Origin of the sequence: Streptomyces shenzhenensis (genome assembly GCF_003688995.1) — a bacterium.
Taxonomy (GTDB): Bacteria; Actinomycetota; Actinomycetes; order Streptomycetales; family Streptomycetaceae; genus Streptomyces; species Streptomyces shenzhenensis_A.
This window is the reverse complement of sequence record NZ_PENI01000002.1, coordinates 509,896-535,912: the sequence shown is the minus strand read 5'-3', so window position 1 is coordinate 535,912 and position 26,017 is coordinate 509,896. Positions and strand designations below refer to the sequence as shown.

Genomic DNA, 26,017 nt, shown 5'->3' with positions numbered 1-26,017 from the left:
GCAATTTTCAGAGTGACACTTGCCAAGTGTTCACGGCGGGGCGATAGTGGCAAGCGTGATTCCGTCCGCGCCCTTAGGAACAGAAGCCGCCGCAGACCGGCCAGGTCTCGGTGCTGCCGCGGGAGCAGCCGCAGGTCAGGCCGCTGCCGAGCGTCGGTTCCGGTTCGAGCTGGCCGCACATCCGGGCTCACCCGCCCAGGCGAGACGCCTGACGCGGGCTCGGCTGTCCGGGTGGTCGGTGTGCGCGGACACCTGCGACACCGCGGCCCTGGTCATATCCGAGCTGGTCACCAACGCGATCGTGCACACGGCCAGCCGCCGGGTGGTGTGCGAGCTGCACGACCACGACGACGTGCTGCGAATAGCCGTACGTGACGAGGGATGCGCGCCGGGTGAACCCCACCCGTCCCCGCGGCGGGCCGAGGAGGAGCACGGGAGGGGATTGCTCCTCGTGGACGCCATGTGCCGGGCCTGGGGCGCCCAGGAGAACGGGCCGGGCCTGCTGGTCTGGGCCGAGCTGCCGAGCCGGGCCGATGCCGCCCGGGACGCCGTCGAACCGCGCAACGACCTGGGCTGGGGCACCCGCCCCACGCCCGGCCCCGGCCGGGGTACCGGCGAGGAGGAGCGGGTGCAGAAGCAGTACCGCAGGACGTCCGAGACGGAGACACGGCAGTCTGTGAGGCCTGAATGGCTGTGAGCGGCGCCCCCCATTCCAGTCCGGTGCTCGGGCTCGACACCCTGGTGCGGCTGCGGCGCGCGCAGCGTTCGCCCGGCGCGACCGGACGGCTCTCGCTTCCCGAGGGCATGACGACACCGCTGGGCTGCGACGCCGTCGCGGTGCCCGCCCGCTTCGGTCCGCTCGTCGTCCCCCGGCTGCCGCGCGTGGGGTGCGTGTACGCCGACGGGTCGCACTGGTGGTGGATCGTCCCGTCGGACTCTGACTACGCGCTCCCCTGGCCGGCCCCGGCGCACTACGCGCCCGGCGCCCGGCTGCCCGCCGTCTCCCGGCTCATCCACCGGCCGGACGGCACGGTTCCGTACACCCCGCCGATTCCGCTCTATCTGGCCCTGTGCCGGGTGACGGGAACCACACCGGACTGGTCCCGGCAGCTCAGCGCGTAGGCGTCCCGCCACCTCACCGAGGCGGTCGAGCAGCGGCACCTGGACGCCAGGGTGATCGGACACCGCGCACCCGGCCGGACTGACCGCACGCCACACACCACTCCCACCAGAATCCGCGCACCAGGTCGGCTCGACGTGTGCCGGTCCGCCCCGGGGCGCGAGGCACGGATCCCGGTGTGGCCCCGGTGCCGTACGCCCCCGTGCTTCCTGTCCCTCCGTTCGCGCTCTGCCCCGCGGCGGGCGGTCCCGCGATAGTGGCCGTCCGTCCATGTCGGGGGAGGTCGGCAGTGGGAAAAAGGCAAGATCGGGTCACGCCGGAGGTGTCCGAGTCGGAGCGGCTGCTCTTCGGCGGGCCGTTGCGCTACGACATGGGATGGAACCAGCACCGGGACGCCTTCCTGGAGCTGGGCTTCCGGGCGATGCTGACCCGGCTGCCCGGCATGCTGGCGTCCAGCTTCCGGCTGGCGCGGCGGGCCGACCCGCGGGCCGCGCGGACGGTGCTCGTCGCGGAGACGGGCCGGGGCGTGGCCCAGGCGGTGAGCCTGCTGGCCGTCAACAGCGTGCTGGGGCGGCTGATCGGCGCGGGCCCGATCGAGGAACGGCTGCGCGGCGCCGTGCCGGCCCTGACCACGATGGCCGCGGTGATGCTGGTGGCCGCCCTGCTGCGGGCCGCGTCGACCTACGCCACCGGCCGTCTGGAACCCAAGGTGGAGCGGGTGGCGACCGAGCTGTACCTGGAGCGGGCGGCGGCCGTGGAGCTGGCCGCGATCGAGGACCACGCCTTCCACAAGCTGCTGGACACCGCCCAGTACGGCGCGCAGTCGGCCCGTCGCATGATCACGTACGGAACGCGGGTGGTGAACGCGGTGATCTCGCTGGTCGCCGCGGCCGGCGTGCTGACCGTGCTGCACCCGGCGCTGCTGCCGCTGCTGATCACCATGACCCTGCCGAGCGCGTGGGGCGCGCTGACCAACGCCCGGCGCCGTTACGAGTCCTTCCACACCTGGGTGCAGCACGCCCGCGCCGGGCATCTGATCGCGAGCCTGCTCACGGAACCGGCGGCGGCGCCCGAGATCCGCGTGCACGGCGTCGGCCCGTTCCTGCTGCGGCACTTCCGGGAGATGTCGGAGACCGCGGAGGGGGAGCAGGCGCGGCTGGCCCGGCTGGCGGCCCGCACGGGTCTGATCGCGGCGGCCCTGACCGGCCTGGCGACCGTGGCGACGTACGCGACGCTGGGCGCGCTGCTGCTGACCGGGGCGATGGCGCTGTCCGTCGCGGGCACCGCGGTGATCGCGATCCGCACGGGTTCCGCGAGCCTCGGCACCCTCGTGCTGGAGATCAACCAGCTGCACGAGGAGGCCCTCTTCGTGGGCGATCTGCAGCGGTTGTACGTCGAGGCCGGAGAGCGGGCGATCCCGGTGGGCGGGGAGCGGCTGCCCGAGGATCCCAAGGAGGTGCGGTTCGAGAACGTCACGTTCAGCTACCCGGGCGAGGCCACCCGTCCCGCCCTCGACGACGTCTCGCTCGCCCTGCCGCTCGGCCGGATCGTGGCGCTGGTGGGCGAGAACGGCTCGGGCAAGACGACCCTGGTCAAGCTGCTGGCGGGCCTGTACACGCCGGACCGGGGGCGGATCCTGTGGGACGGCGTGGACGCGGCGGGCGCCGACCGGCACGAACTGGCCGAGCGGATCGCGATGGTGGCGCAGGACTTCAAGCGCTGGCCGTTCACCGCGCGGGTCAACGTCGCCGTCGGCCGTTCCTCGGCGCCGCTCACCGAGGAGCGGCTCGCCGCGGCGCTGGCCGGGGCGGGCGCGGAGGAGGTGGTGGCGGAGCTGCCGCACGGCCTGGACACGCTGCTGGCCCGGAACTTCAGCGGCGGGCACGAGCTGTCCGGCGGCCAGTGGCAGCGGCTCGGCATCGCCCGGGCCGCGTACCGGCGCGGGCACATCCTGATCGTGGACGAGCCGACGGCGGCCCTGGACGCGCGTGCCGAGCTGGAGGTCTTCGAGCGGATCCGGGCGCTGGCGGGCAACGGGCAGACGGTCGTCCTGATCACCCACCGGTTGGCGTCGGTGCGCCACGCCGATCTGGTGCATGTCCTCGAACAGGGCCGGCTGGTGGAGTCCGGCACCCCGGACGAGCTGCTGGCCCGCGGCGGTGTCTACGCGGAGCTGTACGGGCTCCAGGCGGAGCAGTTCACGTCGAAGCTGCCCACGCGGAAGGCGGGCTGAGCCGCCTCGGTCCGACGCCACCGTGCCACTCGGTGCACCGTGCCACTCGGTGCACCGTGCCACTCGGTGCGCCGGGTCACTCGGTGCGCCGGGTCACTCGGTGCGCCGGGTCACTCGGTGCGCTCGCCGTCGCGCGTGCGCGAACTCCTCGCGCCGGCCATGATCCGTGCGGCCCGCGGTTCGCGCACTTCCGTGTCAGTAGTCGTACTCGTCGTGATAGCGGACGCGGTCACTGCCCTCGGGGGTGCGGCCGAGCGCCGTCAGGTCCAGCAGGCTGGGGATGGAGCCGAGCCCGTCCAGCCCGTCCTCGTGGGCCGAGTAGGTGTGGAAGACCCGGTCGTGCTCGCGCAGGAAGCAGCTGATCCCGGGCCGTTCGACGAGCTCGCCGTCCCGTTCGAGGGTCACCTCGAAGTCCCGGTTGAAGTCGCTGTCGTACGACGAGACCCAGGGCAGCGTCCAGCCCATCCGCGCCTTGAACGGCAGGATCCGGGTGAACGGCGCCCGGGAGACGGCCGCGAACGTCGTGCCGCGCGCGTGGAGGTGCGCCAAGTGCCCGATCTGGTCCAGGAACGCGGAGCAGTGGGGGCAGCCCGTGTCCCATTCGGGCGCGAACATGAAGTGGTAGACGACGAGTTGGCGCCGTCCCGCGAAGAGGTCGAGCAGCGTCGACTTGCCGTCGCCGCCCTCGAAGACGTACTGCGTGCCGATCTCGACCACGGGCAGCCGGCGCCGCTCCGCGTTGAGCACGTCGCGTGCGCGCCCGACCGCCTCCTCCTTGGCGAGCAACTCCGCCCGCGCCGCGTGCCACTGCTCGCGCGAGACGATCTCCGGTAACCGCATGGATCCCTCCTGTACCAGGTCACGACGCTGTGTTGTGGGTGGTGACCGGCGGGCGAGGCGGAACTCATCGCCGCGCCGGGAGTATTTTCCACCACTCGGCGCCGGCGCCGGTATCAGTAGGTCACGGGCAGCGCGACCAGCCCCCGTGCGCGCAGCGACCTGCGCCACCGCAACGCGCCTTCGCCGAGCGCCAGATCGGGGAACCGCTCCAGCAGCGCGGCCAGGGCGATCTCGGTCTCCGCGCGGGCCAGCGGCGCGCCGAGGCAGTAGTGGATGCCGTGGCCGAGGGTGAGATGTCCGCCGGCGTCGCGGCCGAGGTCGAGGCGGTCGGGGTCGGGGAAGCGGGCGGGGTCCCGGTTGGCGGCGGCCGGCGACACCCAGACCGTCTCGCCCGCCGGCACGGTCACCCCGCCGATCGTCACGTCCTCGACCGGGAAGCGCCGGATGGCGAGCAGCGCGGGTCCCTCGTAGCGGGCGAACTCCTCGACGGCGCCGGGCAGCAGGCCGGGGTCCCGGCGCAGCGCGGCGAGCTGGTCGGGGTGGCTGAGCAGGGCGAGCACCGAGTTGCCGATGAGCTGCATCGCGTTCTCGTACCCGGCGAACAGGATGAGGAAGGCGAGGGACATCAGTTCGTCCTCGCTCAGCCGGTCGCCGTCGTCACGCACCGCGATCAGGTCGGAGAGCAGGTCGTCGTCCGGTTCGGCGCGCTTGTCGCGGAGCAGCCGGGTGAAGTACTCCAGCAACGCCACCACCGCCTCCTTGCCGGCCTCGGGCCGTGCCGGGTCGGGCGCGACGAGGCTGTCCGTCCAGACCCTGAAGTCGAGCCGGTGCCGGTCCGGGATGCCGAGCAGGTCGCAGATGACGGTGATCGGCAGAGGTGCGGCGTAGGCGGCGACGAGGTCGGCGCTGCCGTGCGGGCCGAGCGCGTCGAGCAGCGCGTCGGCGGTGCGCCGGATCGGCGCGCGCAGCCCCTGGACGCGGCGCGGTGTGAAGGCCCGGCCGACCAGGCGGCGCACGCGCGTGTGGTCGGGCGGGTCCATGTTGAGGAGGTTGGCGTCGAGCGCGGGCGGCAGCGAGAACCCCTTGTAGGTGCCCGCCGTGGCGTGCCGTTTGTCGAGCGAGAGCCGGGGGTCGGCGAGGGCGTCGCGCACGTCGTCGTAGCGGGTGACGAGCCAGGCGGGGGTGCCGTCGGGCCCGGTGATGCGGTGGACCGGCGCGCTGTCGCGCAGCCGCCGGTACACGTCGTACGGGTGGTCGAGGAGGCCGTCCGCGAGATCCATGCGGCACAGCCTAGAAAGAAAACGGGGTGCTCAGGTGCCGTACTCCTGGATACGGCGGCCGTGTCCGCGGCCGACGAGCGCGGGCGGACGGGCCGTCAACTCCTTTGCCATGGAGGGACATCGAGGGTCCGGCCGGGCGCGAGGGGCCGCGGTGCCGCCGGCACGGCCGGCCGGCGGGGTGCGGTGGTCAGCCGGCGAGTGGCAGCTCCGGGGCCGTCGCCCCGAGTCGCGGCCTGCCGCCGTCCAGTTCCGCGAGCAGTTCTTCGAGCCGCTCGATGTGGCGCGGGCTGAGCCGCCCGGTGTCGTCGAGGTGCACGGCACAGGCCGTGGTCGTGTCGACGAGCCGTTCGAGGACGGCCGCCACGGCGTCCGTGCCCTCGGTGTGCCGGGCGAGGGCGGGCAGTTCGGCGGCGGCCAGGGCGATGGCGGTACGGGCCGCGGCGAGGGTGCGGTAGGCCTCGCGGCGCAGCGCCCACCGCTCGGCCCGGTCCACGGACCCCACGAGGACGTGGCCGAGATAGGCATGCGCGGCGCCCCGGGCCGTGGCGAGCCGGGCCCGGACGCCCGCGCCCCGCTCCCCCGGCATCGGCAGATGCCCGACGACCAGTACGAGCGCGCAGGCCAGCAGCGTCTCGCCGATCCGGCTCACGGCGGCCTGCGGCTCCCCGCCGACCATGACGAGGGCGAGCACGAGCACGGTGACGACGGCGGTCTGCGCGGCGAAGTGCCGGGTGGCGACCGGGATGAGCGCCCCGCTGACGGCGACCAGCGCGACGAGCCCCGCGGGCCGGGGCAGTACGGCGGCGAGTCCGGCGAAGACGAGGGCGCCGAGGACGGTACCGGCGGCCCGGCACAGCACGCGCGAGGCCAGCGGCCCGAGGTCGGGCTTGACGAGGAAGACGGCGGTGGCGGGCAGCCAGTACCAGTGCTGGTGCTGCCCGTACCAGCGGGCGTGGTGCAGGGCCTGGGCGATGGCCGCGCTCGCCCCGAAGCACAGGGCGACGCGCAGTGCGTACTCCCGTCCGCCGGTGCCCAGCGCCGTGCGGAGCGCACCCCGCGTCCGCCGCCTGCGGGGGTGCAGCTCGCCGCTCTTGCCCCGGTCGAAGGCGTCGGCGGCGTGCAGGAGGGCGTCGTCGAGGGCGCGCAGGGCCGGGGCGGAGCGGCTGGGCGCGGGCAGCGGGCCGGTGGGGCGGTTGCCGCGGACGGCGGCGGCGAGCCTGCGGGGCCCTTCGGCGGCCCTGCCGGACACCGTCTCCCCGGCCCAGGCGAGCGCGGTCGCGGCCTCGGCGAGCGGCAGCGCGGCGGCGTACTGGGCGTGCAGCCGGCGCTCGGCCGCGGAACTCGCGTACCGGCGCAGCCGGGGTCCGGCGAGGGCGTCCTGCGCGTGGTCGAGGGCGGTGGTGAGCGCGGCCCGGCGCGGGGTGGCCGCGTCGGTGCCGACGGCGTCCAGCAGGTCGGCGACGGCGTCGTACACGTCGGCCACCGCCGCCCGTTCCCCGTCGAACCGGTAGTCACCGGTGAGCGCGCCGGGCGTGGGCAGGGCGAGCCGCAGCGCGAGCAGCCAGCCGGCCCCGGCGAGGTAGGCGAGCGCGCACAGCGGGCCCGGTTCGGGCAGCGGCATGCCGGCCCCGATCGCGGCGGCGACGAGCAGTTGGGTGCCGGCGCCGGATGCGACGGGCCCGACGGCGCTGATGCCGCCCGCGAGGAGCCCGAGGCCGGTCAGCAGCAGGGTCAGCGGGACGGCGCCGAGGTTTCGGCCCGCGTACGTCCCGACCAGCAGCCCGGCCGCCCCGGCGAGCGCGGGCACGCCGAGCCGTTCGACCGCCGCCCGCCGGCTGCCCGGCCGGTCGTTGACCCCGGCGAGCATGGCGGCGACGGCGGCGACGACACCGAGGGAGGCATGGCCGCCGAGGACGGCGCCGAGCAGCAGCGGGCCCGCGGCGAGCGCCCCGCGCGCGACGGCGCTCCAGGGCACGGGCCCGCGCTGGGCTTTGAGGGCGTGGGCGAGCCAGGGCGGGACGGCGGGGAGGGCACGAGGCACCGGGGCTCCTGTCCGGACGAGGGCGGGGTGTGCCTTCGGGCGACGGCGGCCGTGGCTGGTGGGCGTGTGGGTCCACGGTAGGGCGCGGGGCCGTACGGAATGGAGCGGTCGTGTTTCCGCGGTGTGACGGTCGGCCCGCGAGGGGCGTTCTTTATGAACGCAACGGTCCGGGGAGGGGCCTTCTTCATGAGCGAAGCGGCGTGGCCGGCCGCGGTCCGGGCCGGGTCGTCGGGCCGGACGGGAGCGGGCCCGGGGGCGTAGCCTGCCCCCGGGCCCTTGAGATGCCGTCCACAATCACACGCCGGCACGCTTGAGAACCCAGGTCAGTTGTCATGTCGTCGCGTCCTGCCTTTGGACCACCGCACATCGAGCTGTGCGGACCGGACTTGAACCGGCATCTCGACGCCCTGGGGCCTGGGCCCGGTCGATCCGGCGATCGACGGCGAATGCTGAGTCTGGAGCGAGAGTCTGAGATTGATCGCGGTCTGCCTCTGCCGGTTGGGCCACCGCGGCACGGGGATCATTCCTGGATGCCGCGGGGAGGACTCGAACCTCCACTGGAACCGCGCAGTCACGACAAGCTTCAGCTTCAGCTTGCGCTCCTCGCGCACCCCGGTCACGAGGACCGGGGAGTCTCACAGAGAACGGGCTACTGGAAGAGGTAACCGAACACGGCGTCACCGACCCGCTGGTCGGCAACGTCGACGCCGTTGGCCTCCTCCCGCGCGAACTTCACGGCCTGCTGCACCTTCTCGACCCGGTCGAGGAGTTCGTTGACGCGCCGGGCGGGCAGGGCGCCGGAGAACTTCACGGTGGTCCAGTACCCGATGGGTACGTCCTCGTAGTAGACCTCGACCTGGGCCGGGTGCTTGTCGGTGGCCTCCGCCTTGACGTGGTTGCGGGGCACCTTCTTGGTGCGCAGCGTCCGTACCGGCTCGGTCTTCCAGGCGTCCGTGGACGGGTCCTGCATCCACGACTCGGAGGCGTCGAGCACCGGCAGCTTCCGTACGAAGGTGTTGAGGTCGACGAGTTGCTTCTCCAGGAACAGCAGGTAGGAGACGGGGACGTCGGCGACGAGCACCCGCCCGTCCACCTTCACGTCCGCCCGTGCGGCGCAGTTGGCCCAGTCCTTGGTGGCGGTCACGTCGAACAGCCGCGTCAGCGTCGCCGCGGTCTCCCGCAGCACGTCCTCGGCCTTGACCTGCACCCGCGTCGACTCGGGCGGCAACTGCTCGCCCTCCTCGTCCTTCGGCTGGTACGTCCGCGAGATGCCCGCCAGCAACGCGGGCTTCTGCAGCCCGTGATGAGCGGCGGTCAGGTCCTGGTGCGCCTTGGACTTGATGCCCTTCTCGACTGCGATGATCTGATTGAGTTTCGCCACGGAAGGACGCTAACAGCGTCAACTCCACCTTCTCGAACGATTATTCGCCGGCCGCTCCGCCGCCCCACCCGAACCGGCGACGACGCGGGCCGCGGCGACCGACTCCTCGAAGAGGACCTCGGCACGCTCGATCCCGGCCACCGGCCCGGCGCCGTCCAGCCCCGCCACGATGCCGTCGACGGCGCGCAGTCCCGCCCGCTCCAGCAGCCGTTTCTCGTTGGTCACCCATTCCCCGCGCGCCGCGAGCACCGCGTGCGCGGTCTGGGCAGCGGCCACGGCGAGCGCGCCGGCGACCTCGGTGAGGCGGCCGTACGGTGCGTGGTTGGCCCTGGCATAGGCGAGGGTGACGCGGGCGGTGCCGTGCCAGCGTTCGGGGGCGGTTCGGCGCAGTTCCGGCGGATAGGCTGCGGGACGCGGCAGTTCGCCCCGTAGCACTCTGTTGACCGCCAGCTCGGCGACGACGAGGTACGTGGGGATGCCGGCGAGGTGGAAGAGCAGCGGCTCCACCTGGAAGCGGCCCTCCCGCGCCTCCGCCAGTTCGTGCTCGACGACGTCCAGGTCGCGGTAGTGCACATCGACGCGACGGCCCTCGATGGTCAGCCAGGCACCGCCGTTGAAGACACCGCCGCCCCAGTCGCCGATCTCGGACACCTCGCCCGGCCAGCCGAGGGCTCGCAGCTCCGCGGGGTCGAAGGGGCCCCGGTAGTAGACGGCGAGGTCCCAGTCGCTGTCCGGGCGGTGGGTGCCCTGGGCCCGGGAGCCGCCGAGTGCCACGGCCCGTACGGCGGGAAGCGCGGCCAGGCGGTCGGCGGTGGCGTCCAGGAAGGTCTGGTCGGGGTCGGACGACATGGGCGGCTCCGGCGGGTGGGACTGCGGTGCTGTGCGTTTCCATGGAGATCGCCGGGAGCCTACGTGCGGTCGGCCGGTCACGCGAGCCGAATAACCCGGATGCGAACACGACACCGGACCCCGGATGATCGGCAGATCGTCCCCCGACTCGTCCGCCCCCGACACCCGTGCCAGGAGCCCCCGTGATCCAGCGCATCACCGCACCCGCCCTCTTCCCGCCGCCCGGGTACTCCCACGCCTCCGTCGTCGAGGCCGGCACGAAGCTCGCGTTCCTCGCGGGAGCCGTGCCGCTCGATGCGGACGGCACGGTCGTCGGCCCGGGCGATCCCGTACGGCAGGCCGAGCAGGTGATCGCGAATCTGGTCGAGCAACTCGGGGCCGTGGGCAGCGACCTGGCACATGTCGTGGCGACGGACGTGTACGTCGCGAGCGGTGAGCCCGCGGTGCTCTCTCAGGTGTGGGAGGTGGTCGAGGCCTCGGGGCTCAGCGCCGGCCCGCATGCGTCGACGCTGGTCGGCGTGGCCTGTCTCGGTTACCGCGGGCAGCTCGTGGAGATCACCGCCACGGCCGTCGTCCCCGAAGGGGTGGGCGGGTGAGCACCGGCGCGGACGGCGTCCTGCGGCATGCCGTCGCCTCCGAAGCGGGCGCCGCCGACGACGTGTGGCTGCGTTCCCACGACGCCGTAAGGGACTGCGTCCGTAACGTCGTACCGCCCGGAGAGGCGTGAGTCGTGGACCTCCAGGTCAACAAGCCCGCCCGCCGCTTCTACGAGCGGCAGCCCCGTCATCCCGGCGCAGCCGAGCACCAGCGCCTCCGCGCCCGCGCCCACGCACTGCGCCATGTGCAGGCCAACTACCGGTCGGCGATCCGCCGTCTGTTCGCCGAGACCACCGAAACAGGCCGGGAGCCGTGAGGCGACCTGGCGGGCGGCTACGCCGCGTACTTGTCCGTCGCCGCCACCAACGCGTCCACAATGCCCGGCGCGCCCGCGTTGTGTCCGGCCTCGTCCACGACCACCAGCTCGCTGCCGGGCCAGGCGTGATGGAGCCGCCAGACCATCCCGACGAGGTTGGCCAGGTCGAGGCTCCCCTGGACGAGGGTCCCCGGGATGCCCCGTAGCAGGTGCGCGTCGCGCAGCACGACGCCCGCGTCGTTGCCCTCGCCCAGGAAGTGGTCGTTGCCCCAGTAGTGGGTGACCGTACGGGCGAAGCCCATCCGGAACTCCGGGTCCTCGTACCGCTCGACCGACCGCGGCGGCGCGGGCACGATCGCCGTCTCCCAGTCGGTCCAGGCGCGCGCCGCCCGCTCCCGCACCGCCGGGTCGGGCGACTCCAGCAGCCGGTGGTAGGCGGCGGCCAGGTTGCCGTCCCGCTCCCCCTCGGGCAGTCCGGCGCGGAACCGCTCGAACGCCTCGGGGAAGATCTTCCCCAATCCTCTTGTCAGCAGCGCCACTTCGGCGTCGGACCCGGTCGCCACCCCGGCCAGCACCAGCTCGGACACGGCTTGCGGATGCGTCTGCGCGTACCGCAGCCCCAGTACCGACCCCCACGAGATGCCCCACACCAGCCACCGGTCGATCCCGAGGTGCCCGCGCAGCAGTTCCAGGTCGGCGATCAGATGGCCGGTCGTGTTGACGCTCATATCGGTGCCGTACTCACTCGCCCGCGGCGTCGAACGGCCGCAGCCGCGCTGGTCGAGAAGCACGATGCGGTAGGCGGCCGGGTCGCAGTAGCGGCGCAGGTGCGGGGTGCAGCCGGAGCCCGGACCGCCGTGCAGCATGAGCGCGGGCTTGCCGTGCGGGTTGCCGCAGGTCTCCCAGTGGACGAGATTGCCGTCGCCGACGTCGAGCATGCCGTGGTCGTACGGTTCGATCTCCGGGTAGAGGGCCATCGGCGCACCGTAACGGCCCGGCGACGGACCTGTCCCCTCATTTCCGGCCGGGCAGCCCTGCCGCGTCCGCCGCCGTGCGCAGCACCTCCCGCAGCATCTCGGGCGTGAGCCGTCCGGTGAAGGTGTTGCGCTGGCTGACGTGGAAGCAGCCGAAGAGGTCCAGCCCGTCGAGGGACACCCGGGTGCCGTGCGCGAAGGCCGGCCGGGGCCGCGGCACCGTCCAGCCCGCCTCGGCGAACGCGGGCAGCGCGGCCTGCCAGCCGAAGGCACCCAGCACGACCGCGGCCCGCAGGGTGGGCCGCAGCAGCCTCAGCTCCCGCACCAGCCAGGGGCGGCAGGTGTCGCGCTCCACGGGCGTCGGCCGGTTGGCGGGCGGGGCGCAGTGCACCGGCGAGGTGACACGCACGCCGTACAGTTCCAGGCCGTCGTCGGCGCTCACGGAGGTGGGCTGCGAGGCCAGCCCGAGGTCGTACAGCGCCCGGTACAGCACGTCTCCCGAACGGTCGCCGGTGAACATCCGGCCGGTCCGGTTCCCGCCGTGCGCGGCGGGCGCCAGCCCGACGATCAGCAGCCGGGCGTCGGGCGGTCCGTAGCCGGGCACGGGACGGCCCCAGTACGTCCAGTCCGCGAAGGCGGCCCGCTTGGTCCGGGCCACCTCCTCGCGCCAGGCGACCAGCCGCGGGCAGGCCCGGCAGCCGGCGATGCGCCGGTCGAGAGCGTCGAGGCGGCTGCTGTCCATGCCCCCACGGTATGCCCGGCGAACGGCCGCATCCGGCGCCGCAGCCGGAGGCCGCGAGCTGCGGACCGCGGGGACCTGCGGCGAGCACCCGGCGGCGGGCAGCGCGGCCGGCAGCACGGCGGGCGGGAAAACGCCGCCGCGTCCCCCGGCCCGGCGCGCTAGGGTCGGTGCATGGCTTCCGAGGACGCGGACGTGAACAGGGACCACGGGGCCGGGCGAACCGGCGATCCGGCGGACGCCCTGCCGGACACCCGGGCCGACGCCCCGGCCGAGGGCCTCCGCGCGCGGGCCGCTGCCGAGTCCGGGGGCACCCCGGACGCGCCCGCCACCGGCGACACCCCGGACCCCAAGATCGCCGCGGCGATGGCCGCCGCCGAGGCGGCCGGTCCGGGCAAGGGCGAGACCGTCCGCATCGACAGCTGGATCTGGGCCGTACGCCTGATCAAGACCCGTTCTCTCGGCGCCGCCGCCTGCCGTGGCGGCCACGTCCGCGTCAACGGCGAGCGCGTGAAGCCGGCGTACTCCGTGCGCGTCGGCGACGAGGTGCGGCTGCGGAACGAGGGCCGTGAGCGGATCGTCGTCGTCAAGCGCCTGATCCGCAAGCGGGTCGGCGCCCCCGTGGCGGTTCAGTGCTATGTCGACAACTCGCCGCCGCCCCCGCCCCGCGAGGCCATCGCCCCCGCGGGTGTGCGCGACCCCGGCACCGGCCGGCCCACCAAGCGCGACCGCCGCGAACTGGAACGCCTGCGGGCCCTGCGCGGCCTCAGCAGCCGCCCCCCAGGCTCCCGTTGACGCACACGGGGGCCTCACGCCACGTATGTCGCCGTGGCGGCGCCCGCCCGGCCCCGGCCCGTCGGACGCCGCCGCGGTACGCCGGTCATGCCTGTCGGCGCACCAGCCGCAGCAGATCCGCGTTGTGCCTGCGCCGGGCCCAGGCTATGAGGGCCAGCGGCACGATCAGGATGAGCGGGGTCGCCGCGTTCTCTCCGTCGAACGAGGTGAGCTGGACGACGAACGCCCCCAGCATGAGCGCGCCGAGCGCCATGGCCGCCACCGACTGCAGGGCGGGTATCAACAGGGCGACCGCGCCTGCCAGTTCGAGCACGCCGATGGTGTACATGCCCGTGCTGCCCCAGCCGATCGTGTCGAAGGACTCGACGGCCGAGGAGTGCGCGATCAGCTTGGGCAGGGCACTGGCGAGGGCGTAGAAGAGCGCGAGCAGCACCTGCAGTCCGAACAGGGCGGCACGGGCGCGGCGGCCGCGCGGGGTCGCGGACTCGGCGATGACCGTACCGGACGCGGTGTCGGTGGCTGAGGTGCCGGAGGCGGTGATCTCGGACATGGGGTCTCCCGTTGAAGCGTCCTGGTTGCTGTCACAGAGGCAGACCCCTTTCCGTGCCCGAACTCATCGCCGCCCGGCTGATTCTCGTCGGTGTTCGTCCCAGGCCCACCCGGCTCTACGGCCTCCGCGGCCGGGTCGTGTCGCCAGAGCGGCCGGCCGTCACAACCGCACCTGTGCGGTCACAGTGCTAGGCCGCCCGGACTGCCCGTGCCCAGATTCGGTCCGGGGTCAGGTACGTGTCCACCTCCAGTCCGGCCTCCGTCAGCGCTTCCTCGAACTGTTCCTTTGTCAGCGGCCGGGCCAGGAACCTCTGTGTCCAGACCGCGTCCGGGAACACATACTCCGCGTACACCGAGTTCACCCCGTCGCCGACCGGATCGGCCGACACCATGCGCAGCGTGCAGCCGCTCGGGTCGACCCGCTCCCGCGGGAGGTTCGTGTGGTAGTCCTCGCCCTCCCGCTGGATCAGCACGCAGCCGCCCTCCGCCACGTGCCGGGCGCAGGTGCGCAGCAGTCCCCGCCGCACCTCGACGTCCCCGGCGTGCACCAGGAACGACGCGAGCATCACCACGTCGAACGTCTCGCCCAGGTCGAGATCCTCGATCGGGCTGCATATCGTGCGCGCCCCGCGGACGCGCTGCAGCATCTCTGCGGACTCGTCGACCGCGGTGACCGTGAACCCGCGCTCCAGCAGGGGGTGGGTCACGCGTCCGACGCCGCTGCCCAGTTCCAGGATGCTTGCCCCGGCCGGCACCGCCGCGGCGATGATGTCCGGCTCGATCCCCACCGGCAGGCGCGAGTACAGCTCCACCGCGCAGCCGTCCGGGGTGATCGCACCGGGTCCTGTTCCCTCGTATCCCTCGCGCATTTCAACCGTCATGCCCGAACAACGGCCCGGCGTCGTACGCCCGTTCCCCCACCCCGCCTGTTCACCCGTTCGAGTAATTCCGACCGGATCAGGAACCACCCGCGGGTCGCCGAACACGAACGGGCTCGGCGTCCGCGGGTTCCGTGTCCTCACTCCCGTGCCCGCGCCAGGGAACGATCACCGAGCCGGACCGGACGGCGGGGGACGCCGATGTGGTCGGTGCCCGCCTCGAAGAGTACGTTGCAAAGAGGAGTGGTGATCCGATGCGTACGGGCAGTGAGCCGACGACCGCACGCAGTGCGCTGCGGGCACGGTTCTGGCTGAGCGTGTGGGGGCTGACCTGGGCGGTCTTCGGCACAGCGATGTTCGCGCTGGTGGGGCAGCCGGGCTGGGCCGCCGCCTGTGGGGTGCTGTGGCTGGTGGCCACCATCGACATGGCCATGATCCTCAGACACATCCGTCAGGGGCCGCACTACCAGCCGGGCCGGGACGTCCCGCCGTACACCCCGCCGGACAGTCCGCCGCCCCACCGTCGCCCACCGCAGAGCCGGCTGCCCTACCGCCGCCCGCCACAGCACTGGCACCCATGACCGTCCGCAAGCGCGGGCGCCCGTGACGGTCCGGGCGGCGGCCAGGGGCGTCGGGGTCATGGAGCCGGCCGGCGACGCCGCCCGGACAGGCTCAGGTATCGAACTGCGCCGCCTTCAGATACTCCGGGTTCGGGTCGAGTGCCGCCGCCAGCCGGAAGTGGCGTTTGGCCTGGTCACGGCGGCCCTGGCGCTCATAGGTGCGGGCGAGCGCGAAGTGCGCGAACGCGTTGTCCGGCTCGCGTTCCAGGACGATGGTGAACTCCAGCTCGGCGGGCCGCAGTTGCGCGGCGGCGAAGAAGGCACGCGCGCGCAGCAGACGGGCGGCCGTGTTCTCGGGGTGCGCGGCGATGACTCCGTCGAGCAGTTTCACCGCGCCCCGCGGATCCCGTGCGTTGAGCAGATGTTCCGCGGCACGGAAGTCGATGACATGCGTCTCCGGAGTACGTCCGGTCGATCCGCTGGTCTCGGGCACGGCACACTCCTTCCCTCGCAGAAGAGTTTCAACGCCCTGTCGGGCGCACGCTATTCCCCGGCGGCCTCTGCGGAACCCGCGCGGTGCGTGTGTTCCCTGCGGACCAGGTCGGCCCACACCTCGGCGACGCGCCGCCGCAGGGCGTCGAGAGGTACATCATTGTCGATGACGACGTCCGCGATCTCCAGACGCTTTTCCCGCGTCGCCTGCGCGGCCATACGCGCGCGTGCGTCGTCCTCGGTCATGCCGCGCAGCCGTACGAGCCGGTCGAGCTGGGTCTCGGGGCCGGCGTCCACGACGACCACGACGTCGTAGAGCGGCGCGAGGCCGTTCTCGGCGAGGAGCGGTACATCGTGCACGACGACGGCGTCATCGGCCGCCGCGCTCTCCAGCTCGCGCGAGCGGGCGCCCACCAGGGGGTGCACGATCGAGTTCAGGACGGCCAGCTTCTCGGGGTCGGCGAAGACGATCGCGCCGAGTCCGGGCCTGTCCAGGCTGCCGTCGGCGGCGAGGACCCGCTCGCCGAAGGCCTCGACCACCGCCGCGAGTCCCGGGGTGCCGGGTGCGACGACCTCGCGGGCGATGCGGTCGGCGTCGATCAGCACGGCCCCGCGCTCCACGAGCAGCCGCGACACCTCGCTCTTTCCGGCCCCGATTCCGCCGGTAAGGCCAACTTTCAGCATGAACGGAAGCCTAGACGCTCGGCTCCGCGGGCGACATCGGCGGGACGGACCGACCACGACGGCCACCCCCGATCACGCTCGGGCCGACCACGACAGCCCGCCCCTTGATCACGCGGGCCCGACCAGGCGAACCGCCCACGGACAGCGCGGTCCGTCCATGGGTCCGGCGCCCCGTCGCACGGCCGGCCGCACCACGTTCGATCCCCCGAACGCTCAGCACGCGAACGACCCCGCACACAAACAGGCCGGAACAGCCCCGACCCTGTCGGCCCCGCACACGAACGCCCCGGACTCGGTCGCCCACGCGGGCTGTAACGGCCCACCCCGGACCGGTCAGCCCTCGCCCTCCCGCTCCGCCAGGAACCGTTCGAACTCCTGCCCGATCTCGTCCGCCGACGGGATCTCGACCGGCTCGGCGAGCATATTGCCCCGGGTCTCGGCGCCCGCGGCGGCGTCGTACTGGTGTTCAAGGCCCTGGACGAGGGCCGTCAGTTCCTCGTCGCCCTCCTGGATCTGCCGGTCGATCTCGGTCTGCGTGCGGTGCGCGTCCGTGCGGAGCGCGTGCGCGATGCCGGGCAGGACCAGGCCGGTGGCGGCCGTGATGGCCTCCAGGACGGTCAGCGCCGCGTCCGGGTACGGGGAGCGGGCGATGTAGTGCGGGACGTGCGCGGCGACGCCCAGGACGTCGTGTCCCGCCTCCATGAGGCGGTACTCCAGGAGCGACTCCGCGCTGCCGGGCACCTGGGCCTCCTCGAAGAGGCTGCGGCCCGGGACGAGGTCGGTGCGGTTGCCGTGCGGCGTGACACCCACGGGGCGAGTGTGCGGGACGCCCATGGGGATGCCGTGGAAGTTCACGGACAGGCGGACGCCCAGCCGCTCCACGATCTGCCGTACGGCGGTGGCGAAGCGCTCCCACTCCACGTCCGGCTCCGGGCCGGACAGCAGCAGGAAGGGCGCTCCGGTGGCGTCCTGGACGAGGCGGACCTCGATGGCCGGGACCTCGTAGTCGGTCCAGCGGTCCCGTTTGAACGTCAGCAGCGGGCGGCGAGCCCGGTAGTCCACGAGCCGGTCGTGGTCGAAGCGGGCCACGAGTTGGTGAGGCAGCGAGTCGAGCAGCCGGTCGACGATCTGGTCGCCGGTCTCGCCCGCGTCGATGTATCCGTCGAAGTGGTAGAGCATGACAAGGCCGGCCGACTCCTGGGCCAGCGCCATGTCGACGACGGCCAGCCCCTTCGGCTCCCACGCGTACAAACCCTGCGGATCAAGCACTGTGACCGCTCCTCCTCTGTTCCCCCGGGAACAACGTCCGGGGGGACGCGGGCATTCCCGCTTCCCCCGGACGGGTCAGGGCTGCTCCGGGCGGTGCTCGGACCGCGTGGAGCCGTCGTGTCGACGCGCGGGACGAGGTCAGGCGGCGAGCACGCGCCGGTGCAGTTCGGTGACGACCTTGCGGGCGGAGGTGATCGCGCCGTGCTGCCAGGCGTCCAGGTAGCTCAGGTAGTCGCCGGCGAAGTACACGTTGCCCTGCGCCTGGTTGAGCGGCGCGTACGCCGGGGCGTCGGGGCCGCCGGGCATGGAGTGCCAGGCGCCCTCCAGGTAGGGGGCGAGCTTCCACTGGTGCGAGAACGACGCGGCCAGTTCGGTGCGGTACTTCTCCCCGTGGATCGCGACGCCCTGGGCCACGGCGCGCTCCAGGCGCTGGGCGGGGGTGAGCGCCGAGTACACCTCGGAGTGGGCGCCGGTGTTGTAGTAGCCGATGATCACACCGCGGTCGCCGAGGTGGCCGTAGGACGGGTACCAGATGTGGTCCAGGTCCATGTCGGTCTCGGTGATGCCGCCGAAGATCCTGAAGTCCCGCTCCCACCAACGGCTCTTGTACTCCAGGCCGATCTTGGAGGCGTAGGAGGGCCGCACGGCGAGGAGGGCGGTCTGCACCGCGGAGCCGAGGTTGTGCGAGGTCTTCGCGAGGATGTGCGGTGCCAGGGTGGCGATGCAGTAGTCGGCCTTGACGGTGCGGGTGCGGCCGTGCTGGGTGTAGGTGACGACGACACCGTCGCCGGTGTTCCTGATGTCGGTCACGGGCGCGCCCGTGCGGATCCGCTCCTCGCCTATGGCGCGTGCGAACGCTCCGGGTATCCGGTCCATGCCGCCGACCGGCTGGAACATGAGCATCGCCTGGTCGTAGCCGAACTCGAAGGAGAAGGAGCGGCCGACGTTGGAGGCGAAGACCTCCGAGAGCGTGGGGACGTCACCGAGTTCGGTCCCGGGCGTGCCGGAGGCGCCGGGGTCGACGGTGAAGCCGCGGTGCTCGGTGCCCGTGTAGGTGTGGTCGGCGCCGAGGGAGCCGTAGCTCTTGAGGAAGGTGAGCAGCCGTTCCTTGTCGTCGGCGGTCAGTTCGCCGTCGAGGGCGCCCGCGTTGGTGGCCTTCGCGAGCAGTTCGGAGACATAGCCGTAGACGTCGGCCTTCGCGGTCCGGTACCGGACCGGCGCCGTCATGCCGGTGCCCGGGTTGTAGATGAACGCGCTGGCGTTGGAGTTGGTGAAGACCTCTATGGGGACGCCGAGTTCGCGACAGTAGTCGAGGGTGACCATCCACTGGGCGAGGCGTGCCGGGCCCGCGTTCATGTACTGGCCCTTGCTGAATCCGGCCGTCTGCCGCACGCCGTTGATGTCCGTGAGCGTGTCGCCGCCGCGGACGGTGAGGTTGCGGCCGCCGACCCGGTCGCGGGCTTCCAGCACGGTGCAGTCGTAGCCGGCCTTGCCCAGTTCGTACGCGGAGGTGAGGCCGGCGATGCCGGCTCCGATGACGACCACCTCGGCGGGTTTGCCGGTGCGGCCCTGGAGGGTGAAGTCGCCGCGGCGGGGCGGCTGGAAGGGGGCCTCCTTCTCGGCCGCGTAGGCGGCGGTGGGGGCGAGGCCGAGCGCCCCCATGGTGGCGAACATGGCTCCCGCGCCGCCGGTGACGCCGACGCTGCGCAGGAATGTACGACGACTCGTTCCCGACCCGGACTGAGGCTGTGCCATGGCGAGGCTCCCATCTCGATCATGAACGACCGAGAAAGCCTCCCAATGGCCGGTTACGGGCCATCGGCCCCCGATGTGTCCCCCGCGTTTCCACAAGGGCGAGGACAACTCCCCAGGGGCGCGGGGAACTGCGCGCGCGGCCACGGACGACCCGCGGCCGGCCGACGACCGGTGGCTCGCAAGGCTGAGGGGCCGCACCTCGAAAGGTGCGGCCCCTCAGTCAACGGCCAAGCCTCAGCGGCAGGCGCTCAGGTCAGCTCTGACCACCGGCGAGCTTCTCGCGCAGCGCGGCCAGCGCCTCGTCCGAGGCCAGCGCGCCGGAGTTGTCCGGGCCCTCGGAGGAGTACGAACCGCCACCGGACGCGGCCGGAGCGGCGGCCTCGCCACCCTCGGCGGCAGCGGCAGCGTCGGCCTCGCGGGACTTGATGACCTGCTGCTGGTGCTGCTCGAAGCGCTGCTGCGCCTCGGCGTACTGGTGCTCCCACTCCTCGCGCTGCTTCTCGTAGCCCTCGAGCCAGTCGTTGGTCTCGGGGTCGAAGCCCTCGGGGTAGATGTAGTTGCCCTGGTCGTCGTAGGACGCGGCCATGCCGTACAAGGTCGGGTCGAACTCGACCGACGCCGGGTCGGAACCGAAGGACTCGTTGGCCTGCTTGAGGGACAGCGAGATCCGGCGACGCTCCAGGTCGATGTCGATGACCTTGACGAAGATCTCGTCGTTGACCTGGACGACCTGCTCCGGGATCTCCACGTGGCGCTCGGCCAGCTCGGAGATGTGGACCAGACCCTCGATGCCCTCGTCGACGCGGACGAACGCACCGAACGGAACCAGCTTCGTGACCTTGCCGGGCACGACCTGGCCGATCTGGTGGGTGCGGGCGAACTGCTGCCACGGGTCTTCCTGGGTCGCCTTCAGCGACAGGGAGACGCGCTCGCGGTCCATGTCGACGTCGAGGACCTCGACGGTGACCTCCTGGCCGACCTCGACGACCTCGGAGGGGTGGTCGATGTGCTTCCAGGACAGCTCGGAGACGTGGACCAGACCGTCGACGCCACCCAGGTCCACGAAGGCACCGAAGTTGACGATCGAGGAGACCACACCGGAGCGGACCTGACCCTTCTGGAGGGTCGTGAGGAACGTCTGGCGAACCTCGGACTGGGTCTGCTCCAGCCAGGCGCGGCGGGACAGGACCACGTTGTTGCGGTTCTTGTCCAGCTCGATGATCTTGGCCTCGAGCTCCTTGCCGACGTACGGCTGGAGGTCGCGGACACGGCGCATCTCGACGAGAGACGCGGGCAGGAAGCCTCGGAGGCCGATGTCGAGGATGAGACCACCCTTGACGACCTCGATGACGGTACCGGTGACGATGCCGTCCTCTTCCTTGATCTTCTCGATGGTGCCCCAGGCACGCTCGTACTGGGCGCGCTTCTTCGAGAGGATCAGGCGGCCTTCCTTGTCCTCCTTCTGGAGGACCAGGGCCTCGATCTCGTCACCGACGGCGACGACCTCGTTCGGGTCGACGTCGTGCTTGATCGAGAGCTCGCGGCTCGGGATGACACCTTCGGTCTTGTAACCGATGTCGAGCAGGACCTCGTCCCGGTCGACCTTCACGATGACGCCGTCGACGATGTCGCCGTCGTTGAAGTACTTGATCGTCTCGTCGATCGCGGCGAGGAAGGCTTCCTCGTTACCGATGTCGTTGACCGCTACCTGCGGGGTGGTGGCGGTGGTCTCGGTGCTGCTCGTCATGTGGGAAAGGGCTCCGGTACGGACATTGAGTCGTAGGTACTGCTTACGCCGGGAGCCCGTTTCGCTCTGCAGAAGCCGGACAGCCTAGGAAGCGCCCCGCCAGGAATACGGCGACGGCGCCTCGACAACCGAGGGGACATACAACAGATGCGAGCGCAGCCTGCTACGTCTGAGGAGCGCAGGCCCGCAGCGCAACTTGTAGCATACGGGGGCAGCCGGACAGGGTCAATGCACGAAGGCGCACAGCCGGGGCGGATCGCCGCATACCCGGCACAAGAACCGTCTCGCCAGGCCACGCCGGTCCGCGGGGCCCCTTTCGTGACACGCCTTCCGTGCCACGCCCGAAGGTTGCAGGGAACAGTACGACGAGGGAGCCGATCATCCAAGAGCCCGAAGCGTCCGAGCCGGAGGCCACGCGGCGTGTCGCCGGTGTCGCGGAGAGCGCCCGCGCCAACCGCGGCTGGTGGGACAGGAACGCGGACGAATACCAGGTGGAGCACGGCACGTTCCTCGGGGACGACCGTTTCGTGTGGGGTCCCGAGGGCCTCGACGAGGTGGAGGCCGAACTGCTCGGCCCGCCCGAGGAGCTGAAGGGCGCGGCCGTCCTGGAGATCGGCGCGGGCGCGGCGCAGTGCGCGCGCTGGCTCGCCGCGCAGGGCGCGCGTCCGGTGGCCCTGGATCTCTCGCACCGCCAGCTGCAGCACGCGCTGCGCATCGGTGGATCGTTTCCCCTGGTGTGCGCCGACGCCGCCGCACTGCCGTTCGCGGACGCCTCCTTCGACCTGGCGTGCTCGGCGTACGGGGCGCTGCCGTTCGTGGCGGACCCGCGGCTGGTGCTGCGGGAGGTGCGCCGGGTGCTGCGCCCGGGCGGCCGGTTCGTCTTCTCCGTCACGCACCCGATCCGCTGGGCGTTCCCCGACGAGCCGGGGCCGGAGGGGCTGACGGTGTCGTCGTCGTACTTCGACCGCACGCCCTACGTCGAGCAGGACGAGGAGGGCCGGGCGGTGTACGTCGAGCACCACAGGACGGTCGGCGACCGGGTCCGGGACATCGTCTCCTCCGGTTTCCGGCTGGTGGACCTGATCGAGCCGGAGTGGCCGGCGTGGAACACGGCCGAGTGGGGCGGCTGGTCCCCGCTGCGGGGCGCCCTCGTCCCGGGGACGGCGATCTTCGTCTGCGAGCGGGACTGAACGCACGCGCGCGTGGGGGGCGGTTCCGCGGGCGTACGACACTGGGGGCGTGATCCGTTACGACGCCCTGGCCGCCCTGCCCGTACGTGCTGCCCTGCCCGCGCTGGACGACGCCCTGGCGGGGCACGGCACCGCCGTCCTGGTGGCGCCGCCCGGCACCGGCAAGACCACGCTGGTGCCGCTCGCGCTGGCCGGGTTGCTGGGCGAGGGTCCGGCGCGGCGGGTGGTCGTGGCCGAGCCGCGGCGGATCGCGGCGCGCGCGGCGGCCCGCCGGATGGCGTGGCTGCTGGGCGAGGAGGTCGGGCGCTCCGTCGGCTACACGGTGCGCGGCGAGCGGGTCGTGGGGCGCCACGCGCGCGTGGAGGTGGTCACGACCGGTGTGCTGCTGCAACGGCTCCAGCGGGACCAGGAGTCGGCCGGTGTCGATGTCGTCGTGCTCGACGAATGCCACGAGCGGCATCTGGACGCGGACACGGCGGCGGCGTTCCTGTGGGACGTGCGCGAGACGCTGCGGCCGGAGCTGCGGCTGGTGGCGGCGTCGGCGACCACGGACGCGCAGGGGTGGGCGCGGCTGCTGGGCGGGGCGCCGGTGGTCGAGGCGCGGGGTGCCGCGTACGAGGTCGAGGTGGTGTGGGCGCCCCCGGCGCGTCCCGTGCGGCCGCCGCACGGCCTGTGGGTCGATCCGGCGCTGACGGCGCACGTGGCGTCGGTGGTGCGGCGGGCGCTGGCCGAGCGCTCGGGGGACGTGCTGTGCTTCCTGCCGGGTGTCGGCGAGATCGCCCGGGTCGCCGGGCAGCTGGGGGATCCGCGCGACCTCGGTGACGTCGAGGTGCTCCAGGTGCACGGGCGGGCGCCGGCGGCGGTGCAGGACGCGGTCCTGGCGCCCGGGGAGCGCCGCCGGGTGGTGCTGACCACGTCCGTCGCGGAGTCCTCGCTGACGGTTCCCGGGGTGCGGGTGGTGGTCGACTCGGGGCTCGCGCGGGAGCCGCGGGTGGACCACGCGCGCGGGTTGAGCGCGCTGACGACGGTACGGGCGTCGCAGGCGGCGGGGCGGCAGCGGGCGGGCCGTGCCGGGCGCGAGGCGCCGGGCACGGTGTACCGGTGCTGGGCGGAGGCCGAGGACGCGCGGCTGCCGCGTTTCCCGGCGCCGGAGATCAAGGTGGCCGACCTGACGGCGTTCGCCCTTCAGGCGGCCTGCTGGGGCGATCCGGACGCCTCCGGTCTCGCGCTGCTGGATCCCCCGCCGGGCGGGGCGATGGCGGCGGCGCGCGAGGTGCTGACGGCGATCGGCGCGGTGGACCCGGCGGGCCGGGCGACGCCGCGGGGGCTGCGGCTGGCCCGGCTGGGGCTGCACCCCCGGCTGGGGCGGGCGCTGCTCGACGCGGCGCCGCTGGTGGGCGTGGAGCGGGCGGCGGAGGTGGTCGCGCTGCTGAGCGAGGAGGCGCCGCGGACGTACGGCGACGATCTCGCGGCCGCGGTGCGGACCGCTACGCGCGGGGGTGACGCCTACGCGGGGCGGTGGCGGGCGGAGGTGCGACGGCTGCGGGCCGTCGCCGCCGGGTCCGGCCTCCCGGCGCACGGGGAGGCGGCGGCCGGCCCGTCGGTGGCGTCGCCGCCGGCCGGGACGGGCGGCGGCCCGGCAGGCTCCGGTGCGGCGGGCTCCGGTGCGGCGGGCTCCGGTGCGGCGGGCTCCGGTGCGGCGGGCTCCGGTGCGGCGGGCTCCGGTGCGGACCGGGCCGCGGGGGTCGTCGCCGCTCTCGCGTTTCCCGAGCGGGTGGGGAGGTGGGCCGGCGGGTCGTGGCTGATGGTGTCGGGGACGCGGGCCGAGGCCGCGGAGGGCTCGGCGCTGCGCGGCTGCGAGTGGCTCGCCGTCGCCGCCGCCGACCGCCCCGTGGGCAAGGGCCACGCGCGCGTGCGGCTCGGGGCCGTCGTGGACGAGGACGTGGCCCGGCTCGCGGGCGGGGCGCTGCTCGACGGGCGGGACGAGGTGCACTGGGGCGACGGCGATGTCGTGGCGCGCAGGGTCGAGCGGCTGGGCGCCGTCGAGCTGGCCGTGCGGCCCCTGCCGGACGCCGCGCCCGCCCTGGTGCGCGGGGCGCTGCTGGCGGGGCTGCGGCAGGAGGGGTTCGGGCTGCTGCGGTGGTCCGCTGAGGCGGGCGTGCTGCGGCAGCGGCTGGCCTTTCTGCGGCTGCACCTCGGTGAGCCCTGGCCGGACGTGTCGGACGACGCGCTCCACGCGCGCGTGGACGAGTGGCTGGAGCCGGAGCTGGGGCGGGCCCGGCGCCGGGCCGACCTCGCGCGGCTCGACGCCGGGCAGGCGCTGGCACGGCTGCTGCCGTGGGCGGACGGGACGGCCGCGCACCTCGACGAACTGGCCCCGGAACGGATCGCCGTGCCGAGCGGGTCCCGGATCCGGATCGACTACGGCGATCCCGAACAGCCCGTCCTCGCGGTGAAGCTGCAGGAGATGTTCGGGCTGCACGAGTCGCCGGCCGTCGCGGGAGTGCCGCTGCTCGTGCACCTGCTCTCCCCCGCCGGGCGGCCCGCCGCGGTCACCGCCGACCTGGCCTCGTTCTGGCAGGACGGCTACCGGGGTGTGCGGGCGGAGCTGCGCGGGCGGTATCCGAAGCATCCGTGGCCCGAGGACCCGGCCACGGCCGAGCCGACCCGGCACACCAATGCCCGGCTCCGGCGCTGACCGGCCGGGGAACCGACCGGTTCAGGCGCTGACGGGCTCCGGTTCGGCCGCGTTCGCGGGCGCGGATCGGCCCGGCCGGCGATCGCGTGCCTCCAGGTAGAGGGAGAGGACCAGCAGCAGGATGCCGAGGGACAGGAATCCCCAGGGCAGGTAGGACGTCAGCAGGAGGACGACGGTCCGGTTCTGCTTGACCAGGGACACGGTGTGCTCGATGTAGTCCTCGCGCATCTTCACGTGGCCGGCGAACGCCGTCACCCGGTCCCGGCCGCCGAGCAGGGTGCCGCCGCGCAGTTCCTCCTTGTGGATCTCCTCGCCGTAGACGGGCGCCCCGGTGACGGGCTCGACCCAGAACTTGCGGACCGTGGTGTACCAGCGGGTCGTGCCGGTCTTGGCGACCGACTCGGGGGTGATGCCCTCGACGGGCAGGGACTTGGGGAAGGGGACCTTGGTCCAGGGGACGGTCTGTTCGAAGTAGTAGACGGTCAGGCCGCGGAAGTTCTGGGTGCCCTGGTAGCGGATGGGGCTGGTGGCGCGGGCCTGCGCGTCGAAGTACTCGTAGTCCCGCTTCTCGGTGAGGAAGGGCCACTTGAACTCGATGCCGTCCCGTCGGACCGGGTCGCCGTCGACCATCTCGCCCGTGGCGTGGACGGGTTCCTGGGAGTGCGCGTCGAAGATGTAGCGCTCGGGGATCTCGGAGACCGTCTTGCCGTCGGGGCCCTGCACATAGGACAGGCCGTCCCAGACGACCACGTCCCGGCCCGCCGTCCGCTCGACCTTCTTCGAGGCTTCCACATTGCCCTTGAGGGTCTGCACGATGGTGACCTTGGAGACCTTCCGCGCCTGCATCGTGCCGTAGTCGAGGAGGGTGGCGCCCTTCGCCTCCAGGACCATGTCCTGGTACTGGTTCGGCGGGACCTTGGCCAGGCGCGGGAAGGCGTACCAGCGCAGCAGCGGGGACAGCGCCGCGAAGAACACGGCGAGGGCGAGCAGGACCAGGCCGGCCTTGCGGCGCATCTCGGCCTCCCTCCCG

General features: G+C 73.1%; 25 protein-coding genes. 10 read left to right on the top strand and 15 right to left on the bottom strand.

Features of this window, described 5'->3' with window-relative positions; translation table 11 throughout:
• The first annotated feature begins 46 nt into the window (after positions 1-46).
• From CTZ28_RS05280 to CTZ28_RS05270, 3 genes are all read left to right on the top strand, one after another.
• Entirely contained in the window at positions 47-697 is a 651-nt protein-coding gene (locus CTZ28_RS05280) for an ATP-binding protein (RefSeq protein WP_121888030.1), read from the top strand.
• Positions 688-1,122, top strand: coding sequence for a hypothetical protein (locus CTZ28_RS05275; RefSeq protein WP_121888029.1), 435 nt, complete (start codon positions 688-690; stop codon positions 1,120-1,122). The genes CTZ28_RS05280 and CTZ28_RS05275 overlap by 10 nt, the downstream gene beginning before the upstream one ends.
• Before the next feature lie 368 nt (positions 1,123-1,490).
• Complete coding sequence (locus tag CTZ28_RS05270) at positions 1,491-3,353, top strand: ABC transporter ATP-binding protein (RefSeq protein WP_183154276.1); 1,863 nt, start codon at positions 1,491-1,493, stop codon at positions 3,351-3,353.
• 195 nt (positions 3,354-3,548) lie between these two features.
• On the opposite strand, the gene CTZ28_RS05265 is transcribed toward CTZ28_RS05270, so the two are convergent.
• The 5 genes from CTZ28_RS05265 to CTZ28_RS05240 all read right to left on the bottom strand — a co-directional run bounded on the left by CTZ28_RS05265 (position 3,549) and on the right by CTZ28_RS05240 (position 9,744).
• A complete protein-coding gene (locus tag CTZ28_RS05265) occupies positions 3,549-4,193 on the bottom strand; it encodes a DUF899 domain-containing protein (protein ID WP_121888027.1) in 645 nt (214 codons plus the stop codon).
• 113 nt (positions 4,194-4,306) lie between these two features.
• Complete coding sequence (locus tag CTZ28_RS05260; RefSeq protein WP_121888026.1) at positions 4,307-5,473, bottom strand: cytochrome P450 family protein; 1,167 nt, start codon at positions 5,471-5,473, stop codon at positions 4,307-4,309.
• Between the two features lie 187 nt (positions 5,474-5,660).
• Complete coding sequence (locus CTZ28_RS05255) at positions 5,661-7,514, bottom strand: FUSC family protein (protein WP_121888025.1); 1,854 nt, start codon at positions 7,512-7,514, stop codon at positions 5,661-5,663.
• Positions 7,515-8,163: 649 nt separating this feature from the next.
• On the bottom strand, positions 8,164-8,895 hold the full coding sequence (locus CTZ28_RS05245) for a DUF7873 family protein (protein ID WP_121888024.1): 732 nt from the start codon (positions 8,893-8,895) through the stop codon (positions 8,164-8,166).
• 18 nt (positions 8,896-8,913) lie between these two features.
• On the bottom strand, positions 8,914-9,744 hold the full coding sequence (locus CTZ28_RS05240) for a nucleotidyltransferase domain-containing protein (RefSeq protein ID WP_121888023.1): 831 nt from the start codon (positions 9,742-9,744) through the stop codon (positions 8,914-8,916).
• Between the two features lie 182 nt (positions 9,745-9,926).
• Here CTZ28_RS05240 and CTZ28_RS05235 point away from each other — a divergent pair, with 182 nt between their 5' ends.
• Genes CTZ28_RS05235 through CTZ28_RS46850 form a run of 3 tightly spaced genes read left to right on the top strand, consistent with a single transcriptional unit; the run spans position 9,927 to position 10,657 of the window.
• Complete coding sequence (locus tag CTZ28_RS05235; protein ID WP_121888022.1) at positions 9,927-10,340, top strand: RidA family protein; 414 nt, start codon at positions 9,927-9,929, stop codon at positions 10,338-10,340.
• Positions 10,337-10,471: a hypothetical protein gene (locus CTZ28_RS48030; RefSeq protein ID WP_259471478.1), complete on the top strand. Its 135-nt coding sequence runs from the start codon at positions 10,337-10,339 to the stop codon at positions 10,469-10,471. The genes CTZ28_RS05235 and CTZ28_RS48030 overlap by 4 nt, the downstream gene beginning before the upstream one ends.
• Before the next feature lie 3 nt (positions 10,472-10,474).
• Complete coding sequence (locus CTZ28_RS46850) at positions 10,475-10,657, top strand: hypothetical protein (RefSeq protein WP_183154272.1); 183 nt, start codon at positions 10,475-10,477, stop codon at positions 10,655-10,657.
• A 17-nt stretch (positions 10,658-10,674) separates the two neighbouring features.
• On the opposite strand, the gene pip is transcribed toward CTZ28_RS46850, so the two are convergent.
• Together pip and CTZ28_RS05220 are read right to left on the bottom strand one after the other, a co-directional pair.
• Positions 10,675-11,634 (bottom strand): prolyl aminopeptidase, encoded by a 960-nt coding sequence (gene pip / locus CTZ28_RS05225; RefSeq protein ID WP_121888021.1) that lies wholly within the window; start codon positions 11,632-11,634, stop codon positions 10,675-10,677.
• Between the two features lie 37 nt (positions 11,635-11,671).
• Positions 11,672-12,373: a uracil-DNA glycosylase gene (locus CTZ28_RS05220; RefSeq protein WP_121888020.1), complete on the bottom strand. Its 702-nt coding sequence runs from the start codon at positions 12,371-12,373 to the stop codon at positions 11,672-11,674.
• A 171-nt stretch (positions 12,374-12,544) separates the two neighbouring features.
• Here CTZ28_RS05220 and CTZ28_RS05215 point away from each other — a divergent pair, with 171 nt between their 5' ends.
• Entirely contained in the window at positions 12,545-13,165 is a 621-nt protein-coding gene (locus CTZ28_RS05215; RefSeq protein ID WP_259471477.1) for an RNA-binding S4 domain-containing protein, read from the top strand.
• A gap of 85 nt (positions 13,166-13,250) precedes the next feature.
• On the opposite strand, the gene CTZ28_RS05210 is transcribed toward CTZ28_RS05215, so the two are convergent.
• Together CTZ28_RS05210 and CTZ28_RS05205 are read right to left on the bottom strand one after the other, a co-directional pair.
• Positions 13,251-13,715: a DoxX family protein gene (locus CTZ28_RS05210; RefSeq protein ID WP_121888019.1), complete on the bottom strand. Its 465-nt coding sequence runs from the start codon at positions 13,713-13,715 to the stop codon at positions 13,251-13,253.
• Positions 13,716-13,902: 187 nt separating this feature from the next.
• On the bottom strand, positions 13,903-14,583 hold the full coding sequence (locus tag CTZ28_RS05205; protein WP_121888018.1) for a class I SAM-dependent methyltransferase: 681 nt from the start codon (positions 14,581-14,583) through the stop codon (positions 13,903-13,905).
• A gap of 263 nt (positions 14,584-14,846) precedes the next feature.
• On the opposite strand from CTZ28_RS05205, the gene CTZ28_RS05200 reads away from it, so the two are divergent.
• Positions 14,847-15,173, top strand: a complete 327-nt coding sequence (locus tag CTZ28_RS05200) for a DUF6343 family protein (RefSeq protein WP_121888017.1) — start codon at positions 14,847-14,849, stop codon at positions 15,171-15,173.
• 91 nt (positions 15,174-15,264) lie between these two features.
• Here the strand turns inward: CTZ28_RS05200 and CTZ28_RS05195 are convergent, their stop codons facing one another.
• From CTZ28_RS05195 to rpsA, 5 genes are all read right to left on the bottom strand, one after another.
• Positions 15,265-15,645 (bottom strand): tetratricopeptide repeat protein, encoded by a 381-nt coding sequence (locus CTZ28_RS05195; protein WP_121888016.1) that lies wholly within the window; start codon positions 15,643-15,645, stop codon positions 15,265-15,267.
• A gap of 50 nt (positions 15,646-15,695) precedes the next feature.
• Positions 15,696-16,328 (bottom strand): dephospho-CoA kinase, encoded by a 633-nt coding sequence (gene coaE, locus CTZ28_RS05190; protein ID WP_121888015.1) that lies wholly within the window; start codon positions 16,326-16,328, stop codon positions 15,696-15,698.
• A 333-nt stretch (positions 16,329-16,661) separates the two neighbouring features.
• The gene (locus tag CTZ28_RS05185; RefSeq protein WP_121888014.1) at positions 16,662-17,597 is read right to left on the bottom strand and encodes a PAC2 family protein; all 936 of its coding nucleotides are present in this window, start codon (positions 17,595-17,597) and stop codon (positions 16,662-16,664) included.
• A gap of 138 nt (positions 17,598-17,735) precedes the next feature.
• Positions 17,736-19,352, bottom strand: coding sequence for a flavin monoamine oxidase family protein (locus CTZ28_RS05180; protein WP_121888013.1), 1,617 nt, complete (start codon positions 19,350-19,352; stop codon positions 17,736-17,738).
• Positions 19,353-19,605: 253 nt separating this feature from the next.
• Positions 19,606-21,099 (bottom strand): 30S ribosomal protein S1, encoded by a 1,494-nt coding sequence (rpsA, locus tag CTZ28_RS05175; protein WP_121888012.1) that lies wholly within the window; start codon positions 21,097-21,099, stop codon positions 19,606-19,608.
• Between the two features lie 332 nt (positions 21,100-21,431).
• Between rpsA and CTZ28_RS05165 the strand changes: the two genes are divergently transcribed.
• Positions 21,432-22,289 (top strand): class I SAM-dependent methyltransferase, encoded by an 858-nt coding sequence (locus CTZ28_RS05165; protein WP_398655307.1) that lies wholly within the window; start codon positions 21,432-21,434, stop codon positions 22,287-22,289.
• A gap of 49 nt (positions 22,290-22,338) precedes the next feature.
• Positions 22,339-24,987 (top strand): ATP-dependent RNA helicase, encoded by a 2,649-nt coding sequence (locus CTZ28_RS05160; RefSeq protein ID WP_121888010.1) that lies wholly within the window; start codon positions 22,339-22,341, stop codon positions 24,985-24,987.
• A gap of 21 nt (positions 24,988-25,008) precedes the next feature.
• Here the strand turns inward: CTZ28_RS05160 and pgfA are convergent, their stop codons facing one another.
• Positions 25,009-26,001, bottom strand: coding sequence for a cell envelope lipid trafficking protein PgfA (pgfA, locus tag CTZ28_RS05155; protein ID WP_121888009.1), 993 nt, complete (start codon positions 25,999-26,001; stop codon positions 25,009-25,011).
• Positions 26,002-26,017 lie beyond the last annotated feature (16 nt).

Excerpts from the sequence above, each read along its gene's own strand:
- CTZ28_RS05275 (WP_121888029.1), top strand. The coding sequence starts at position 688 with ATGGCTGTGAGCGGCGCCCCCCATTCCAGTCCGGTGCTCGGGCTCGAC.
- CTZ28_RS05270 (WP_183154276.1), top strand. The coding sequence starts at position 1,491 with ATGGGATGGAACCAGCACCGGGACGCCTTCCTGGAGCTGGGCTTCCGG.
- CTZ28_RS05265 (WP_121888027.1), bottom strand. The coding sequence starts at position 4,193 with ATGCGGTTACCGGAGATCGTCTCGCGCGAGCAGTGGCACGCGGCGCGG.
- CTZ28_RS05260 (WP_121888026.1), bottom strand. The coding sequence starts at position 5,473 with ATGGATCTCGCGGACGGCCTCCTCGACCACCCGTACGACGTGTACCGG.
- CTZ28_RS05240 (WP_121888023.1), bottom strand. The coding sequence starts at position 9,744 with ATGTCGTCCGACCCCGACCAGACCTTCCTGGACGCCACCGCCGACCGC.
- pip (WP_121888021.1), bottom strand. The coding sequence starts at position 11,634 with ATGGCCCTCTACCCGGAGATCGAACCGTACGACCACGGCATGCTCGAC.
- CTZ28_RS05220 (WP_121888020.1), bottom strand. The coding sequence starts at position 12,373 with ATGGACAGCAGCCGCCTCGACGCTCTCGACCGGCGCATCGCCGGCTGC.
- CTZ28_RS05215 (WP_259471477.1), top strand. The coding sequence starts at position 12,545 with ATGGCTTCCGAGGACGCGGACGTGAACAGGGACCACGGGGCCGGGCGA.
- CTZ28_RS05210 (WP_121888019.1), bottom strand. The coding sequence starts at position 13,715 with ATGTCCGAGATCACCGCCTCCGGCACCTCAGCCACCGACACCGCGTCC.
- CTZ28_RS05205 (WP_121888018.1), bottom strand. The coding sequence starts at position 14,583 with ATGCGCGAGGGATACGAGGGAACAGGACCCGGTGCGATCACCCCGGAC.
- CTZ28_RS05200 (WP_121888017.1), top strand. The coding sequence starts at position 14,847 with ATGCGTACGGGCAGTGAGCCGACGACCGCACGCAGTGCGCTGCGGGCA.
- coaE (WP_121888015.1), bottom strand. The coding sequence starts at position 16,328 with ATGCTGAAAGTTGGCCTTACCGGCGGAATCGGGGCCGGAAAGAGCGAG.
- CTZ28_RS05180 (WP_121888013.1), bottom strand. The coding sequence starts at position 19,352 with ATGGCACAGCCTCAGTCCGGGTCGGGAACGAGTCGTCGTACATTCCTG.
- rpsA (WP_121888012.1), bottom strand. The coding sequence starts at position 21,099 with ATGACGAGCAGCACCGAGACCACCGCCACCACCCCGCAGGTAGCGGTC.
- pgfA (WP_121888009.1), bottom strand. The coding sequence starts at position 26,001 with ATGCGCCGCAAGGCCGGCCTGGTCCTGCTCGCCCTCGCCGTGTTCTTC.